The organism is Methylobacterium indicum (assembly GCF_017347565.1).
Lineage (GTDB): Bacteria > Pseudomonadota > Alphaproteobacteria > Rhizobiales > Beijerinckiaceae > Methylobacterium > Methylobacterium indicum.
Genome location: NZ_AP024145.1, coordinates 6396658 through 6412137 on the forward strand (window position 1 = coordinate 6396658; position 15480 = coordinate 6412137).

At 68.0% G+C, this 15480-nt stretch carries 17 protein-coding genes, 1 tRNA gene and 1 riboswitch; of the genes, 5 read left to right on the top strand and 13 right to left on the bottom strand.

Going from position 1 to position 15480, the window contains the following annotated elements:
- Positions 1-12: 12 nt before the first annotated feature.
- The 7 genes from miv_RS29660 to miv_RS29690 form a co-directional block, all read right to left on the bottom strand.
- Positions 13-762 (bottom strand): proteasome-type protease, encoded by a 750-nt coding sequence (locus miv_RS29660; RefSeq protein ID WP_048431256.1) that lies wholly within the window; start codon positions 760-762, stop codon positions 13-15.
- 147 nt (positions 763-909) lie between these two features.
- Complete coding sequence (locus miv_RS29665) at positions 910-1821, bottom strand: transglutaminase family protein (protein ID WP_207180586.1); 912 nt, start codon at positions 1819-1821, stop codon at positions 910-912.
- 107 nt (positions 1822-1928) lie between these two features.
- Positions 1929-2873, bottom strand: coding sequence for an alpha-E domain-containing protein (locus miv_RS29670; protein ID WP_048431257.1), 945 nt, complete (start codon positions 2871-2873; stop codon positions 1929-1931).
- A 106-nt stretch (positions 2874-2979) separates the two neighbouring features.
- Positions 2980-4419 (bottom strand): circularly permuted type 2 ATP-grasp protein, encoded by a 1440-nt coding sequence (locus miv_RS29675; RefSeq protein WP_048431258.1) that lies wholly within the window; start codon positions 4417-4419, stop codon positions 2980-2982.
- 196 nt (positions 4420-4615) lie between these two features.
- Positions 4616-5356, bottom strand: coding sequence for a RadC family protein (radC, locus tag miv_RS29680; RefSeq protein ID WP_048461349.1), 741 nt, complete (start codon positions 5354-5356; stop codon positions 4616-4618).
- 10 nt (positions 5357-5366) lie between these two features.
- Positions 5367-6200, bottom strand: coding sequence for a type I methionyl aminopeptidase (gene map / locus miv_RS29685; protein WP_048461350.1), 834 nt, complete (start codon positions 6198-6200; stop codon positions 5367-5369).
- A gap of 111 nt (positions 6201-6311) precedes the next feature.
- Complete coding sequence (locus miv_RS29690) at positions 6312-6638, bottom strand: DUF456 family protein (RefSeq protein ID WP_048428696.1); 327 nt, start codon at positions 6636-6638, stop codon at positions 6312-6314.
- 316 nt (positions 6639-6954) lie between these two features.
- Between miv_RS29690 and miv_RS29695 the strand changes: the two genes are divergently transcribed.
- The 5 genes from miv_RS29695 (at position 6955) to miv_RS29715 (ending at position 9967) form a co-directional block, all read left to right on the top strand.
- Positions 6955-7212, top strand: coding sequence for a zinc-finger domain-containing protein (locus miv_RS29695; protein WP_048428697.1), 258 nt, complete (start codon positions 6955-6957; stop codon positions 7210-7212).
- Positions 7213-7215: 3 nt separating this feature from the next.
- Positions 7216-8436, top strand: coding sequence for an FAD-dependent oxidoreductase (locus miv_RS29700; protein ID WP_244748790.1), 1221 nt, complete (start codon positions 7216-7218; stop codon positions 8434-8436).
- Positions 8437-8511: 75 nt separating this feature from the next.
- A tRNA-Leu gene (locus miv_RS29705) sits at positions 8512-8597 on the top strand.
- Positions 8598-8805: 208 nt separating this feature from the next.
- Positions 8806-9219: a YaaC family protein gene (locus miv_RS33970; RefSeq protein ID WP_207180587.1), complete on the top strand. Its 414-nt coding sequence runs from the start codon at positions 8806-8808 to the stop codon at positions 9217-9219.
- A 427-nt stretch (positions 9220-9646) separates the two neighbouring features.
- Positions 9647-9967, top strand: coding sequence for a YaaC family protein (locus miv_RS29715; RefSeq protein ID WP_207180589.1), 321 nt, complete (start codon positions 9647-9649; stop codon positions 9965-9967).
- A gap of 290 nt (positions 9968-10257) precedes the next feature.
- Here miv_RS29715 and miv_RS29720 read toward each other — a convergent pair whose 3' ends face one another.
- The 6 genes from miv_RS29720 to miv_RS29745 all read right to left on the bottom strand — a co-directional run bounded on the left by miv_RS29720 (position 10258) and on the right by miv_RS29745 (position 15325).
- Positions 10258-10854 carry a thiamine phosphate synthase gene (locus miv_RS29720; protein WP_207180591.1) on the bottom strand — a complete coding sequence of 199 codons (597 nt, stop codon included), beginning with the start codon at positions 10852-10854 and terminating at the stop codon, positions 10258-10260.
- Complete coding sequence (thiG, locus tag miv_RS29725; protein ID WP_091745674.1) at positions 10851-11630, bottom strand: thiazole synthase; 780 nt, start codon at positions 11628-11630, stop codon at positions 10851-10853. Before thiG ends, miv_RS29720 begins: the two co-directional genes overlap by 4 nt.
- A gap of 169 nt (positions 11631-11799) precedes the next feature.
- A complete protein-coding gene (locus tag miv_RS29730; protein ID WP_207180593.1) occupies positions 11800-12180 on the bottom strand; it encodes a GIY-YIG nuclease family protein in 381 nt (126 codons plus the stop codon).
- Positions 12181-12431: 251 nt separating this feature from the next.
- On the bottom strand, positions 12432-12644 hold the full coding sequence (gene thiS, locus miv_RS29735) for a sulfur carrier protein ThiS (protein ID WP_060848735.1): 213 nt from the start codon (positions 12642-12644) through the stop codon (positions 12432-12434).
- On the bottom strand, positions 12641-13837 hold the full coding sequence (gene thiO, locus miv_RS29740; RefSeq protein WP_207180595.1) for a glycine oxidase ThiO: 1197 nt from the start codon (positions 13835-13837) through the stop codon (positions 12641-12643). Before thiO ends, thiS begins: the two co-directional genes overlap by 4 nt.
- Positions 13838-13902: 65 nt before the next feature.
- Positions 13903-14036: riboswitch (TPP riboswitch) on the bottom strand.
- A gap of 41 nt (positions 14037-14077) precedes the next feature.
- Positions 14078-15325, bottom strand: coding sequence for an adenylate/guanylate cyclase domain-containing protein (locus tag miv_RS29745; protein WP_207180597.1), 1248 nt, complete (start codon positions 15323-15325; stop codon positions 14078-14080).
- Positions 15326-15480 lie beyond the last annotated feature (155 nt).

The following is a 15480-nucleotide window of genomic DNA, read 5'->3' on the forward strand; positions in this document are numbered from 1 at the left end:
GGCCGGGGCGGGCTACTTCGCCCCCGGCCCGTAGGGCGGCCGCGGGATCGCCCGGTGGGCGGCCCGCAGGGCCGCCGACCAGCGCTCGCGCAGATCGTGGAAGTAGGGCTCGCCCGCCTCGATCCGGTGCAGCACCTCGGTGTCGCAGGTGTTGCGGCGGATCACCGTGAGGTCGATCGGCAGGCCGACGCCGAGGTTCGACCGCATGGTCGAGTCCATCGACACGAGCCCGACCTTCAGCGCGTCGTAGATGTCGGTCTTGTAGGTTACGGCGCGGTCGAGGATTGGCTTGCCGTACTTGTGCTCGCCGATCTGCAGGAACGGCGCGTCCTGGCTGCAGGCGATGAAGTTGCCGGCGGAGTAGATCATGTAGAGCCGCATCGGCCCGTCGCCGATCTGGCCGCCGAACAGGAACGACACCTCGAAGCGCAGCTGCGCGGCCTCGAACCCGGCGCGCTCGATCGCCCGCACCTTGCGTGTCGCGCGGCCGATGAGCTGGGCGGCGCGGAACATCGTCGGCGCGTCGTAGATCGTCTCGAGCTTGCCGGTATCGGGGTCCTCGACCCCCTCGGTCAGGAGCGCCAGCACCGACTGGGTCACCGAGAGGTTGCCGGCCGAGGCCAGCGCCAGCACGCGTTCACCGGGCTTCGTGAACATGTGGAGCTTGCGGTAGGTCGAAATGTCGTCGAGCCCCGCATTCGTGCGGGTGTCGGCGATCATGACGAGACCCTCCTCCACCAGGATCCCGACGCAATAGGTCATCGCTCACCGCCCCCGGCGATTCGTCAGGCGGGCGGTCCGGCACCGCGCGCGGCGCCACCCTGGCGCAGGCGGTGTACCGAATCCAGCCGAATCCGCTTCCCCGGGGTGAGGTGGCGCGCCGCTATCGCGGCGGCGCCACAGGGGGGGTCAGCCGACCTGCGCCTGGTGCCGGATGACGGGGGCCTCGACGGGCGGGCTCTCGCCCGGGACGTCGCTCGCCGTCGCGTCCTGGCTCTGCTGGGCCTGCGCCTGCGCGCGGGCATCGTCGACGCGGACCCGCACCGTCATGGTCTCGGTCCCGCCGCCGGTGCGGCTGCCGCGGACCGGCGCGGCGTCGAGGTAGTCGAGCCCGATCGTCACCCGCAGATGGGCGTCGGTCACCGCGATGCCGTGGGCGGGATCGAACCCGACCCAGCCGAGATCCGGCACCCGGGCCTCGACCCAGGCGTGGCCCGCCTCCTGCTCGGGGGCGTCGGGCCGCCAGCAATAGCCCGAGACGTAGCGCACCGGGATCTCGAGGTGGCGCGCCGCCGCGATGAAGACGTGGGCGAGGTCCTGGCCGACGCCCTTGCGCAGGGCGAAGGCCTCCGCCGCCGTGGTGGCGGTCCCGGTCGGGCCGGGGGCGTAGTCGACGGTCTGGTGGACGCCGGCGAGGAGCCGGTGCAGCTGGTCGAGACGGTCCTTCGCTCCACCCGCCGCGTCCTCGGCAAAGGCCCGGATCGCCTCGTCGGCGACGGCGAAACGCGATTCGCGCAGGTAGAACGGGTCGGGCAGCCACTCGGCGGTGCCGCGCATCACCCCGTGGGTCTCGGTGGTCTCGACCTCGCCGACGACGCGGATCGCCAGGGCCTCCTCCGGCCCGTCGGCGCTGAAGACGTGGACGATGTTGCCGAAGCCGTCCTCGCGCCGGCTCAGGCGGCCGTCCACCGTCGGCTCGATGCGCCAGGACCGGACGTGCTGCCCGTCGTGGTCCCGCGGCGTCAGCCGCAGCATCTGGATCAGGTTCCGGGCGGGATTGTCGTACTGGTAGACCGTCTCGTGGACGACGCGGATGCGCATGGGGTCGCGAAGCTCGCTGTCACGATTAAAGCGGGGCCGTGCGGGGCGGTGCTATACACCGCTCCGCGGCCGGGCGAAACCGGCGGCGTCGCCCGAGCCGGCGGCGTTCACCCAAGGTACTGCTCGACGATCGCCGCCCCGAGCCGGTTGTTCTCGGCGATGAACTCTTCGATGAACTCGTGCAGGCCGGAGGCGAAGATCTCCTCCACCGTCAGGTCGTCGAGGCGGGCGAGCATCCCGCGGGCCAGCCGCTGGCTCGGCCCGTGCCGGCCGTAGGCGTCGGCGATGAGGTCGAGGTTGCGCACCAGCATCCCGTAGCAATTGGCGAGCGAGCGCGGCATCTCCCGGTTGAGGATCAGGAGGTCGGCCACCAGCCAGGGCTTGATGCTCTCGCGGTAGACCCAGTGATAGGCGGTGAGCGCCGAGACCTCGCGCAGGATCGTGGTCCACTGGAAGTAGTCGAGGCTGCCGCCGACCCGCTCGGTCTCGGGCAGGAGCACGTGGTACTTCACGTCGAGGATGCGGGCGGTGTTGTCGGCCCGCTCGATGGCGATGCCGAGCCGGGTGAACCAGAACGCGTCGTTGCGCAGCATCGTCCGGTAGGCCGAGCCGTCGAAGGCGAGGGAGACGCCCTTCACCCAGTCGAGGAAGCGGGCGAACTCCTCCCGGGTCATGTCCCGGCCCTCGAAGCTGCGCAGGTGCAGGAAGGCCTCGTTGATCGCCTCCCACATCTCGCTCGTCAGCGCCGTGCGCACGCTGCGGGCGTTCTCCCGGGCGGTCTGCAGGCAGGAGCGGATCGAGGACGGGTTGTTGGGGCTGAAGGCCAGGAAGTCGCGGACGGTATGCTCGTTGACGCTGTCGTAGAGCGGGCGAAACAGCTCGATGTTGCCGGCCGAGGCGAGCGCGGATTCCCACTCGTTCGCGTCGCTGCCGCCGTAATTGGCCGGCAGGGCGGAGAGGCGGAGCGCCGCATCGAGAATGCGGGCGACGAAGTCGGCACGCTCGGCGTAGCGCGAGAGCCAGTAGAGGTTGTCGGCGGTGCGGGAGAGCATGGCGGCTGAGGGAGGCTCACGCTGTGGCAGTGCGGGCGGACCGGGCCGGGCGCGGGGGCGCACGGCCGGGTCCTGAATGCGGGGCGGGCGGCGCGGGCGCGCTCTGTCAGCCGTCGAGCACCCAGGTGTCCTTGGTGCCACCGCCCTGGCTCGAATTGACGACGAGCGACCCCTCCTTCAGCGCGACGCGGGTGAGCCCGCCCGGCACGATGCGGATGTCGTCGGCGCCCGCTAGCACGAAGGGCCGGAGATCGACGTGGCGGGGCGCGACGCCGGAGGCGACGAAGGTCGGGCAGGTCGACAGCGCCAGCGTCGGCTGGGCGATGAAGCCGTCCGGCGCGTGCCGCAGCTTGCGGCCGAACTCCTCGATCTCGCGCTTGGTGGCGTGAGGACCGACCAGCATGCCGTAGCCGCCCGAGCCGTTGACCTCCTTGACCACGAGATCGCCGAGATTGGCCAGCACGTGGGACAGCGCCTCCTTCTCGCGGCAGCGCCAAGTCGGCACGTTGTGCAGGATCGGCTCCTCGCCGGTGAAGAAGCGCACGATCTCCGGCATGTAGCTGTAGACCGCCTTGTCGTCGGCGATGCCGGTGCCGACCGCGTTGGCGAGCGTGACGTTGCCGCTCTGGTAGGCGCTCATCAGCCCCGGCACGCCGAGGACCGAATCGGGCCGGAAGACCAGGGGGTCGAGGAAGTCGTCGTCGATCCGGCGGTAGATCACGTCGACCCGGCGCGGGCCCTCGGTGGTCCGCATGTAGACCACGTCGTCCTTGGTGAAGAGGTCGGAAGCCTCGACGAGGTCGACGCCGAGCTTGTCGGCCAGGAACGAGTGCTCATAGAAGGCGGAGTTGAAGCGGCCCGGGGTGAGCAGCACCACGCTCGGATCGCGGGCGGCGCGCATCGGCGCCAGGCTGCGCAGGGTGGCGAGCAGCGCGTCCGGATAGGCCTCGACCGGGGAGACCCGGTGCTTGGAGAACAGCTCGGGGAAGAGCCGCAGCATCACCTCGCGGTTCTCCAGCATGTAGGAGACCCCGGACGGCGTGCGGGCATTGTCCTCCAGCACGAAGAACTGGTCTTCGCCGGTGCGCACGATGTCGATGCCGGCGATGTGGACGTACTTGCCGTGCGGCACCTCGAAGTCCCGCATCTCCAGCCGGTAATGCGGGTTGCGGTAGACGAGGTCGCCCGGGATGATCCCGGCCTTGATGCATTCCTGCGGGCCGTAGATGTCGGCCAGGAACATGTTGAGCGCGGTGACGCGCTGCTTGAGGCCGCGCTCGAGAAAACCCCATTCGGGCTTGGTCAGCACCCGCGGGATGATGTCGAACGGGATCAGCCGCTCGGTCGATTCGTTGTCGCCGTAGACCGCGAAGGTGATCCCGATCCGGCGGAAGAACAGCTCGGCCTGGCTCCGCCGGGTGTCGAACTGCTCGGGCGGAGTCGTGTCGAGCCAGGTTTTGAGTGCCGCGTACGCCTCGCGCACGACGGCCGGGTCCAGTCCGCTCTCCTGGGCTCCCGTCATCTCGTTGAACGCGCTGAGCGGCATGGGCGTCCCTCTGTTTCCGCCGAAGCTAGACGCAAGACGGGGGCCAAGGCAAAGGAAATGCGTCCTTCGCGCCTGTGCCTCACACGTCTTTGCGCTGGGTCAGGCGAAGCGGGACGCGATCGACCGGGCGACGCGAAAATCTGCTCAATTTTTAGGCGTTTCGGCACGGGAAATCGACCGGCCGGCGACCCGTCGCTCAGATCAGCTTGAGCCCGCGGAAGCTCGCATGGCCCTCGCGCCCGACGATGATGTGGTCGTGGACGACGATGCCGAGGGGGCCGGCCACCGCCACGATGTCCCGGGTCATCTTGATGTCCGCCTGGGACGGCGTCGGGTCGCCCGAGGGGTGGTTGTGGACGAGGATCAGGGCGGTGGCGGAGAGTTCGAGCGCCCGGCGCACCACCTCGCGGGGATAGACCGGGGTGTGGTCGACGGTGCCGCGGCCCTGCACCTCGTCGGCGATCAGGCGGTTGCGCTTGTCGAGGAAGAGGAGCCGGAATTCCTCGCGCGGCGCGAACGCCATGGCGGCCCGGCAATAATCGATCACGGCGGCCCAGGAGGACAGGAGCGTGCGCTCGACGACCGCGCCGCGGGCGAGGCGCCGGCCGGCGGCCTCCATGATCTTGAGGTCGGTGACGACGGCGGGGCCGATCCCGTCGACCTCCATCAGCCGCTCGGGCGGGGCGCTGATCACCTCGGCGAAGCTGCCGAAGCGGGCGATCAGCGCCTTGGCGATCGGCTTCACGTCCCGGCGCGGGATGGCGCGGAAGAGCACCAGTTCGAGGAACTCGTAGTCGGGCAGCGTGTCGCCCTGCGCGAAGCGGGCGCGCAGGCGGTCGCGATGGCCGTGGTAGTGCGGCTCCTCGGCCTTCGGCGGGGCCACGGCGGGCGCGCCCATCTCCGCGAAACCCGGATCGCTGCGGGGCGGGCGGGCCATGGCCGGGCGCTCAGGCGGTGGCGGCGGTGTCGATCGGCTTGTCCAGCCCCTTGGGCGAGAGCGTGAAGATCTCGACGCCGGTCTCGGTCACCGCCACGGTGTGCTCGAACTGGGCCGAGAGCGAGCGGTCGCGGGTCACCGCCGTCCAGCCGTCGGCCAGCACCTTCACGTGCGGGCGGCCGAGATTGATCATCGGCTCGACGGTGAAGAACTGGCCCGGCTTCAGGGCGACGCTGTAGCTCGGCTCGACGTAATGCAGGATGGTCGGCGCGTCGTGGTAGGTCCGGCCGAGGCCGTGGCCGCAGAAGTCGCGCACCACCGAGCAGCGCTCGCCTTCCGCAAAAGCCTGGATCGCCGCGCCGATGTCGTTGGTGGTGCCGCCGGGCTTGATCGCCGCGATGCCGCGCATCATCGCCTCGTGGGTGATCTCGCACAGGCGCGCGGCCTTGCGGGGCACCTCGCCGACATAGGCCATGCGGCTCGAATCACCATGCCAGCCGTCGACGATCAGGCAGATGTCGAGGTTGACGATGTCGCCCTCGCGCAGCGGCTTGTCGTTCGGGATGCCGTGGCAGACGACGTGGTTGATCGAGGTGCAGATCGATTTCGGGTAGCCGCGGTAATGCAGCGAGGCCGGAAAGGCGCCGTGGTCCATCGCGAAGGTATAGGCGAGGCGGTCGAGCGCCTCGGTGGTGACGCCCGGCGTCACCGCCTCCATCAGAAGGTCCAGGGCCTCGGCGGTGAGCCGGCCGGCCTTGCGCATGGCCGCGAAGGCCTCGGGGCCGTGGATCGGCGGCTCCTGCCGGCGGCCGTCCTTGACCGCACTCTGCTCGTCACGACTCATCGGGGGCCCGAAAAAGATGCTGCTGGCGCGGCGTGGGATGCCGTTCGATGTAGGGGGTTCCGGCGCCGAAGCCAAGGACCCGAAGCCAAGGACCCGAAGCGATGCGCGCGCTCAGCGCGGATCGACCCAGGCCCGCGGCCGGCTGCCCTCGCGCTGGGCGATCCGGGCGACCGGACGCGGCGCGGCGTACCGCGCGGCGATGGGGTGGCGACGCGCCCGCCGGGCGACCCGGCGCGGGCGCCGGCCCGATTCGCCCCAGGCGGCGCCGACGACCCCGCCCACCACCGCGCCGATCGGTCCGGCCACGAGGGCGCCCGCCACCGCGCCGGCCCCGGCACCGACGACGGTGCGGCTCTGGGCCTGCGCCGCCGGCGCCGCCAGGAGGGAGGCGCCGAGGGCGGCGGCGAGGAGGGCGAGCCTCGGCGGGAAACGGGTCACGGGCGATCCTCTCGTGTGACGAAGCCTTGTCGGGCCCCCCGATGCCGCAGGACCGTGACCAAACGGCGGCGGCGGGCCGCGGGTGGGGCACGCCTGCGCCCGCACCCCTCGAGCGCTTCACGATCGCGTTGCGATCGCAAAGCTGTCTAGGATCTTGATTTTGCCGCATTTTCGTCGACGAACCGGCATCCACTTCGTCGGAAAATGCTCTAGGCGCGGCGCCGCCGAGGGGCTAGGAGAGCGCGAGGATCGGGGCCCGCGCGCGCCCCGCGAGAATCGGGGGCTCACGCCCCGCGCAGTCAGGAACCCGGACGCGATGGCAGACAAGGCGGTCCCGCACTTCCACAACCAGGACGGCGTCCAGGTCATCCAGGTGGGCTCGAAGGAGTTCATGTGCATCGGCGCGCTGCCGCCGTTCGACCATCCCCACGTCTTCCTCGACATGGGCGCCGATTCCGAGATCATCTGCCAGTACTGCTCGACGCTGTACCGCTACAACCCGAGCTTGAAGGCCGGGACCGCGGCGCCGGCCTCCAGCGTCTGGGACGACCGCGCCCGCCTCGCGGCCGAGTAGGCCTTGGCGCTCCCTCCCGCGCCGGGACGGCCGGTCGCCGACCGGCCGGGCCTGCGCGTCGCGATCGTCGGGGCCGGCATCGGCGGGCTGACCGCCGCCCTGGCGCTCGCCGCCCGCGGCCACGCGGTGACCCTCGTCGAGCGCCGCACCGCCTTCAGCGAGGTCGGGGCGGGCCTGCAGCTCTCCCCCAATGCCAGCCGGGTGCTCACCGATCTCGGCCTCGGCCTGCCGCTGCGCCGCGTCGCCGGCGAGCCGGAGCGGGTGCGCATCCGCGGCATCGCGCATGGGCGGGAGATCGGCGCGATCGCGCTCGGCGCCGCGATGCGCGAGCGCTTCGGCGCGCCCTACTGGGTCGTCCACCGCGCCGACCTCCAGACCATTTTGCTCGACGCCGCCCGCGGCCGCCCCGGCATCCGCCTGCTCGTCGGCCGCACCGTCGCGGGCGTGCGCGACACCCCCGACCACGCCACCCTGACGCTCACCAGCGACGGCGGCCGCAGCGAGACGCTCGAAGCCGAGCTCGTGGTGGCGGCCGACGGCGTGCGCTCGGGCCTGCGCGCCGCCCTCGACCGGCGCCCCTTGCGCCCCCGCGGCGAATCGGCCTGGCGCGCCACCCTGCCGCGCGAGGCGGTGCCCGAGGTTTTTCTCGCCGACGAGACCGGCCTGTGGCTCGGCCCGCGCCGCCACGTCGTGCATTACCCGATCAATGCCGGGCGCCGGCTCAACCTCGTGGCGGTGATGCCCGACCAGCCCGGCGGCGAGGACTGGGCCGGGACGGGCGACCCCGCGCGCCTGCGCGCCGCCTTCGCGGATGCCGCCCCGCCGCTCGCCGACCTCCTCGCCCGACCCGAATCCTGGCTGGTCTGGCCGCTGACCGACCGCGCCGCCGCCCGCCCGATGGCCCGCGGCCGGATCGCGCTTTTGGGAGATGCCGCCCATCCGGTGCTGCCCTTCCTGGCCCAGGGCGCCGCGATGGCGATCGAGGATGCCGCGGTGCTGGCCCACAGCCTCGAGGCCGACCGGCCGGTGCCGGCGGCGTTGTCCGCCTACGCGGCGGCCCGGGTCGAGCGGGTGCGCCTGATCCAGAGCCACGCCCGCCGCAACGGCCGCGTCTACCACGCCGGCCCCCTCGTCGCCGCGGCCCGCGACCTCGTGATGGGACGCCTGCGGCCCGAGCAGATGACCGAGCGCTACGCCTGGCTCTACGGCTGGCGCCCGGCCTGAGGGTTGTGAGACCGCAACGGGGCCTTGATCTGGGCCCCGCCCCCGGCTAACCCGGATGGATCGGGCAAGTCCCGCGCGGACGTGGCGGAATCGGTAGACGCACGAGACTTAAAATCTTGCGACCTCTGGTCGTGCGGGTTCGAGTCCCGCCGTCCGCACCAGTATACGATCAAGTTATTACTCCTACTGATTAATTTATTATATAAAATCGGCAAATATCAGTGGCTTTATAAAAAAATGACCTGTTAACTACAATCAATATGCGGATATCAAATTAATACTTATATTTATTTATAACTTGAAGCATATATTAGATTTAAGCAGTGGAATCGTGATTGGAAAAATATCGACCACAAAAACGGTGAAGTCATGATAATTACCAAACATACGACTGTACGCAATAAAGACATTAAAAGATATGCTTGGTCAGAGCTGCGAAAATTTCATAACGTCAGATATACATCAGATTGTCACATTAATCTTTTATCCGTCCCACATAAATTTAAAAAATTTGCAGATAAACAAGCATCGCATATCAGATATTCTTTGATACAGGCCAGAGAATACGCGGTAGCAGCCGAAACCGCCACACTCGCAACGAGGCCAGTTTTATTATATTATAGCTGCATGAGTTTAGCATTGGCTGAGATACTTATGAAACAAGCTGGAGACAGCAGCCTGGACAAGGCTCGGTCTGAGCATAACCATCACGGCCTAAGCTTACAGGCCGATGAAGAAAAATTCGGAAACATTCTGATTTTTTGTCTGTTGCGTCAGCGCTAAAGGCGATCCCGATGTTTAGGAATAAAACCACGCGCGCCGGCACATTCGAGCTCTGGCATAAATCTGCCAGAGGCATGCCGATCATAGGGCGCTATACCGAACTTTATGCTGACGGGCCGTCGGTAAGTCATCATGCAACTATTTTGTATCCTGGGGATGTAGAATACAGCCGCATCGAAAGATCTGGAATGAGCTTGATAAGCGCACTCGGCAACATACCGTCGATGTCAACTATCCTTCACACATACGGTGTCGATTCTGAATTTGTTAGAGGCAAGGTCGAAAGAGTCATAAATTACGCAAATAATTCCAATGTTATATCTCATATAATACATCCAATGCCTCAAAACGAAAGCGACAATTTTTTTCCCTTTTCGAGTTTAAAAACCCGCGAGTCGATGGATTTGAGTTTTACAGCAATGAAAAGATGGGAGGTGGGATATTTAATCTATCAACTACTGGCGAGTATTTTGATGAATGTCTAACCCCTGAAGCTATAAATACAACCACGGAAAATGTTATGTTTTGGAAAAAGGATGCAATAATGAATGAATTTGGCTACATTTATGTCGCACTGCATATTTTAGGAAATTTTGCACGTTATTTTCCCGATCTTTGGATCAAATCTGTAGAAAATAGTGAGCCGATTGCTACCATTGCAGAAAGCTTCCTCGAAATTGCTGAGGAAAAACTGCCCCTACTTTGTCTCAATGAAATGTCGAGATCATGTCATATCGCTGCCGGTTGATCATATTTCGACGCTATTAGTTGATTAATACATCACAAAAACGATACTAAATACTTTGTTTCACACAAAAACATCCCGATAGACGCTATGGTACAAATCGTAACATTCGCCTGGATTGCTGGGAAGCCCACTTTGCGGGGTTATCCGAACGAGGCTCTTGCAACAACTCGCGGACTCCCACCGTGCGCGCCGGCTTTCATTACTGAACGGAAGCCCAGACCTCACCCCCCGGGAGAAAAATAACCCACGCCTCTTGCGGGGCGGTGATTGAAGCGGGCCGGGTCGCGGATTCAGATCGACGCCTGGATCAGCACCCCAACCGTCGGTGCCCGCATCACCGCCCCCATCATGGCCACGGCTGCAGCCCCCACCGCGCGGCAGGACGGCGCCGTCGTCGGATCAAGGCCGCCCAGCGCCACGACCGGCATCAAGGCGGCCGCCTCGCCGAGCGCGGTAAGCCCCAGGGCCGGCCCATACCCCGGCTTGCTGGCCGTCAAAAAAATCGGGCTCAGGGTCACGTAATCCGCCCCCGCTTCCCGCGCCGCCCGCACCTCGGCCAGCGAATGCGCCGAGACGCCGAGCAGCGCCCCCTGCCCCAGCCGCGCCCGGGCCGGGGCGACCGCCGCCGCGTCGCCGAGCTGGACGCCGGCCGCCCCCACCTGCGCCGCCAGTTCCACGTCGCGCCCGATGGTCAGTGCCCCACCGACCCGGGCGAGCTGGGCGACGAGATGTTCGGCGAGCGCCGCCCGCTCCGGGGCGGGCAGGTCGCGATCGCGCAGCCAGATCCAGCGGGCGCCGGCCGCCAGGCAGGCGGCGACGCGGGTCTCCAGCGGCTCGGGGCAGCCGTGCCGGTCGGTGACGACCAGGAGGCGGGCGGGCAGGCTCACGAGCCGACGAGGCCGAGTTGCGGGCTCGACGGCTCGGCCCGGGCGCGGCGCGGGATGCGGCCGGCGCGATGCGCCAGGCGGCCGGCCTCGACGGCGTGGCGCATCGCGGCGGCCATCCGCACCGGATCGTCGGCCTTGGCGACGGCGGTGTTGAGGAGGACGGCGGCGGCCCCCAGCTCCATCGCCACCACCGCGTCCGAGGCGGTGCCGATGCCGGCATCCACGATCACCGGCACCGGGGAGCGGCGGCAGATCAGTTCGAGGTTCGCCGGGTTGGCGACGCCCATGCCGGAGCCGATGAGCGAGCCCATCGGCATCACGGCGGCGGCCCCGAGATCGGCGAGCCGGCTGCACACCACCGGATCGTCGTTGCAATAGGGCAGCACGACGAAGCCGGACTCGACCAGCTGGCGGGTGGCCTCGATCGTCTCGGCGACGTCCGGGTAGAGCGTCTCGCGGTCGCCGATCACCTCGACCTTGATCCAGTTGGTGCCGAGCGCCTCGCGGGCGAGCTCCGCGGTCATCACCGCGTCGCGGGCGGTCTCGCAGCCGGCGGTGTTGGGCAGGAAGCGAGCGCCCTTCAGCCGCGCCACCGTGTCCGAGCCGTGGCCGTGGAGCGAGATGCGGCGGATCGAGACCGTCACCACCTCGGCCCCGCTCGCCCGCACCGCCTCGCTCATGATGGCCTGCGTCGGATAGCCGGCGGTGCCGATGAGGAGGCGCGAGGCGAGCGTCGTACCGGCGATGACGAACGGATCGTCGTGGGAATCTGTCATGGGGTTTCTCCAGATTTCATAGGTAGTTCGTCCGAGCGTCTTGCCGATATCCCACCCACGACCTCATCCTGAGGTGCGAGCGCATGCGAGCCTCGAAGGAGGGCTCCAGAGATCGCAGCGGCTTCTGGAGCCCTCCTTCGAGGCTCAGCGATCTTCGATCGCCCGCACCTCAGGATGAGGTTGGAGGATGGGAATCACCAACAACATCGAGCGTTGCCGGAAAGTTCTTCTGATCGATCGTTCCTGCATCGAGCTTGTTCTGGACGCAGTTTCGTCTGGCCAAATGCTTGAGGCGATCCCAATCACTTCGGATCAGCGCTTCCTTCTTTGCCCGACCCCAACCTTTGATGCGCCGCTCCATAGCGATCGCATCCGTGATGCGCTCGAACATTTCGGCATAGACGAGTGTCACGGGTCGGCGCTCGCGGGTGTAGCCAGGATAGGTGCCGGTCTGGTGCTCGCCGAGGCGCTTGTCGAGGGTCTCACCACGTGCCGAGCCGACATAATAGCTGCCATCGGCGCATCGAAGGATGTAAACGAAGGCGTTCATGAAAACATGTCTCCGCCTGCTGATTCATAGTAACGGACACCCGATCTCCAACCCCAAATTTCATCCTGAGGTGCGGGCGATCAAAGATCGCTGAGCCTCGAAGGAGGGCTCCAGAAGCCGCTGCGATCTCTGGAGCCCTCCTTCGAGGTCAGTCCATCGCTGATGGACTGACACCTCAGGATGAGGTCGAGGGCGGGGATGGTGAAAGCGTCCGTGATGCTGCACGATCCTATCGAACGATCTCCCAACCGCTACCCGCCCTGCATGGCGCGCACGATCTCGACGCGGTCGCCCTCGCCGAGCGGCGTTTCGGCCCAGGCGCGCTGGCGCACCACGGCGCCGTTGAGGGCGATGGCGAAGCCCTGGGGGCCGGAGAGGTCGAGGTCGGCGGTCTCCTCGCGCCACAGGGCGTCGAGGGTGGCGGCCGCGCTGTCGCGGGGCTCGCCGTTGACGAGGATCTTCATGGGGTCTCGCGGGACGACGGGGTGAAGCGGGCAAGGCCGAAGGGCGCGGCGACCGGCAGCGTCTCGCCGCGCAGGATCAGGGCGGCGACCGCCTCGGCGGTGACGGGGGCGAGCAGGTAGCCGTTGCGGTGGTGGCCGGCGGCGAGCACGAGGCCCGGCAGCGCCTCGCCGAGGATCGGGGCGTCGTCGTCGGAGGTCGGGCGAAAGCCGCTCCAGACGCCGGCCACCCGCATCTCCTCGACGCCCGGAAGCGCCCGGCGGGCGCCCTCCAGCAGGGCGTAGAGGCCGCCGGCGGTGAGGTGGGGGTCGAAGCCGGTCTCCTCCACGGTGGCGCCGACGATCAGCGTGCCGTCGGCCTTCGGCGCCATGTGGACCTGCTCGGTCCAGACGACGTGGGTGAGCCGGCCGCTGCGCGGCGTCATCTGCAGCGCCATCGACTGGCCCTTGAGCGGACGCACCGGCAGGGCGAGATCGGGGATCAGCCCCCCCTCCCCGGCCCAGGCGCCGGAGGCCAGCACCGTGGTGCCGGCCCGTAGCGCGCCGGCCGAGGTCTCGATGCCGGTGACCCGCCCGCCCTCGCGGGTGAGTGCGGTGACGGTCGTCTCCTCGACGAGCCGCCCGCCGGCCGCCCGCAGCGCTTGGCGGAGGGCCGCCATCACCCGGGCGGGATCGACCTGGTGGTCGTCGGGGCAGAAGAGGCCGGCAGTGACGGTGGGGCGCAGGCCCGGCTCGCGGGCGCGCACCGCCGGGCCCGACAGCCACTCGGCGGCGAGGCCATCGCGCCGCTGCAGCTCGTGGCGGAAGCGCAGGCGCTCGACCTCGTCGCGGCCGAGCGCGATGACCAGCGTGCCCTCGCGGCGGTAGTCGATGGTCAGGCCGGATCCGGCCTCCAGCTCGTCGCGGAACGGGTGCCAGAGGCGCTGGCTCTCGACGCAGAGCGGCGACAGGCCCTCGCCGCCGGGCTCGTGCTCGGCGGCGGCCGCCAGCATGCCGGTGGCGGCAAGGCTCGCCCCGTCTCCGGCCCGGCCCCGCTCGACCACCGCGACGGCGAGGCCGGCGCGCGCCAGCCGCCAGGCGACCGAGAGGCCGATCAGCCCGGCGCCGATCACCGCGACATCGGCGCGCTCCGGCAGCCGGTCGGTCTCTGGGGATGTCGCCGGCCCGCTCCGCCGTCCGATCGCTTGCGCGTGCACCCTCGTTCTCCACGGTCGCCCGAAGAGAGTGGACAGCGCCCGGCAACCGGATGATGCGCGAAGCCCTGAACGGGCCTGTCCAATCCCTACGCCGGTATGAGCCGGATCAGGTTCGAAGGATTTCCGCGCCGACCGAGGCGTAAGAGCCTGCAGTCCAGCGGTGTCTCAGCCCCTTGCCGGGGATCTCCCTGGAACAGCCGGAATGTGGCGAGCCGGCCCACTTTCGTCAACCGCCCTCGATCAACCGCCCTTGCCGGGCCGGTAGATCGCCATCTCCTCGGCAATGCCGTCGAGGGGGTGGGTGCCGAGGAGTTCGGGATCGCCCCACAGGAAGTCGACGAAGGGCTTCGACATCAGGAGGGGCTCGGACAGGATCTTGTTGAGCTTGGCGAGCCGGCTCGCCAGATTCACGTCGCGGCCGATCACCGTGAAATCGAGCCGCGCGCCGGAGCCGACATTGCCGTAGGCCGCCTCGCCGTGGTGAAGCGCGATGCCGATCTCGATGCGGGTGGGAAAGCGCCCGGCCCGGTTGGCTTCGTCGACGCGCCGCAACGCCGCCTGCGCGGCCGAGAGCGCACCCTGCGCCGCGCCGCCGAGATCGTCGCCGCTCTCGCGAAAGATCGCGAGAAGGCCGTCGCCCATGTATTTCAAGACCTCGCCGCCCTCGCTCTCGATCGGCGGCACCAGGCAGTCGAAATAGGTGTTCAGCAGCTCCACCGAGGCCTCGGGGGTGAGGGCGTCGGTGAGGTGGGTGTAGCCGCGCATGTCGGCGAACAGGATCGCCGAGCGGATCCGCTCGACCTGGCCGCGGCGGATGAAGCCGGCGAGAATCGCCTGGTGCGGCCCGTCGCCGACATAGACCCGCAGCACGTGGTCGAGCCGCGCGTTGAGCCCGCGCATCTCCATCACCGCCGACAGGGTCGGGATGATGAAGCGCAGGATCGCGAGGTCGTCGTCGGCAAAGCCGCGGGGATCGCGGGTCGCGAAGGTCACGCCGTTCTTAGTGCCGTTGGTGAAGAACAGCGGTACGGTGATGTAATGGGTGTAGCCCGCGCTTTTGAGCTCCGGGACGATGCTGAACTGGTCGTCGGGCGTCTGGCGCAGATCGAGGATCAGCCACTGGCCGGTGGCGTAGACATGCGCGAAGGGAGAACGGGAGAGCGCCTTCTCGGACGCCTCGCCGTGCGGAAAGAGGCGGAAGCTGACGCCGTCCTCCCGGGTCCAGAACCGGCCGACGCCGGAATAGTCCGAGTGCAGGGCGTCGATGGCGGTGGTCGCCCGGTCGACCGGCACGCCGAGGTCGTTCAGCCGCTCGGCCATGCCGGCCAGGAGATCGCCGGATTCCGGCAGCCGCGCGCCTTCGCTGAGCAGCCAGTCGCGCAGCGCCACGCATTCGCGAAACAGGCCGATCGGAATGTCGCTCGCCTCCGACCCGTCCGCCGCGGCCGTGGGCGTCGGAGCGGAGTTGGGGCGAGGCTGGTCGGACATGGCTCTGACATGGGCTTCACCGTGCGGGACGGCAAGGCTTGGGGCAGGGACGATCGGCAACCGGTACGCCCACTCGACCGGGAGGATCCGGCGAACCTTGGCGGGTCGCCACGAATCGGCTACCATTCCGGTCGCCCCCGGGACACCGTCCCGCC

Bases quoted from the DNA above. Each gene is read 5' to 3' on its own strand.
- miv_RS29670 (WP_048431257.1), bottom strand. From the start codon at position 2,873: ATGCTCTCCCGCACCGCCGACAACCTCTACTGGCTCTCGCGCTACGCC.
- miv_RS29660 (WP_048431256.1), bottom strand. From the start codon at position 762: ATGACCTATTGCGTCGGGATCCTGGTGGAGGAGGGTCTCGTCATGATC.
- miv_RS29665 (WP_207180586.1), bottom strand. From the start codon at position 1,821: ATGCGCATCCGCGTCGTCCACGAGACGGTCTACCAGTACGACAATCCC.
- miv_RS29730 (WP_207180593.1), bottom strand. From the start codon at position 12,180: ATGAACGCCTTCGTTTACATCCTTCGATGCGCCGATGGCAGCTATTAT.
- map (WP_048461350.1), bottom strand. From the start codon at position 6,200: ATGAGTCGTGACGAGCAGAGTGCGGTCAAGGACGGCCGCCGGCAGGAG.
- thiS (WP_060848735.1), bottom strand. From the start codon at position 12,644: ATGAAGATCCTCGTCAACGGCGAGCCCCGCGACAGCGCGGCCGCCACC.
- miv_RS29675 (WP_048431258.1), bottom strand. From the start codon at position 4,419: ATGCCGCTCAGCGCGTTCAACGAGATGACGGGAGCCCAGGAGAGCGGA.
- miv_RS29745 (WP_207180597.1), bottom strand. From the start codon at position 15,325: ATGTCCGACCAGCCTCGCCCCAACTCCGCTCCGACGCCCACGGCCGCG.
- radC (WP_048461349.1), bottom strand. From the start codon at position 5,356: ATGGCCCGCCCGCCCCGCAGCGATCCGGGTTTCGCGGAGATGGGCGCG.
- thiG (WP_091745674.1), bottom strand. From the start codon at position 11,630: ATGACAGATTCCCACGACGATCCGTTCGTCATCGCCGGTACGACGCTC.
- miv_RS33970 (WP_207180587.1), top strand. From the start codon at position 8,806: ATGATAATTACCAAACATACGACTGTACGCAATAAAGACATTAAAAGA.
- miv_RS29715 (WP_207180589.1), top strand. From the start codon at position 9,647: ATGGGAGGTGGGATATTTAATCTATCAACTACTGGCGAGTATTTTGAT.
- miv_RS29695 (WP_048428697.1), top strand. From the start codon at position 6,955: ATGGCAGACAAGGCGGTCCCGCACTTCCACAACCAGGACGGCGTCCAG.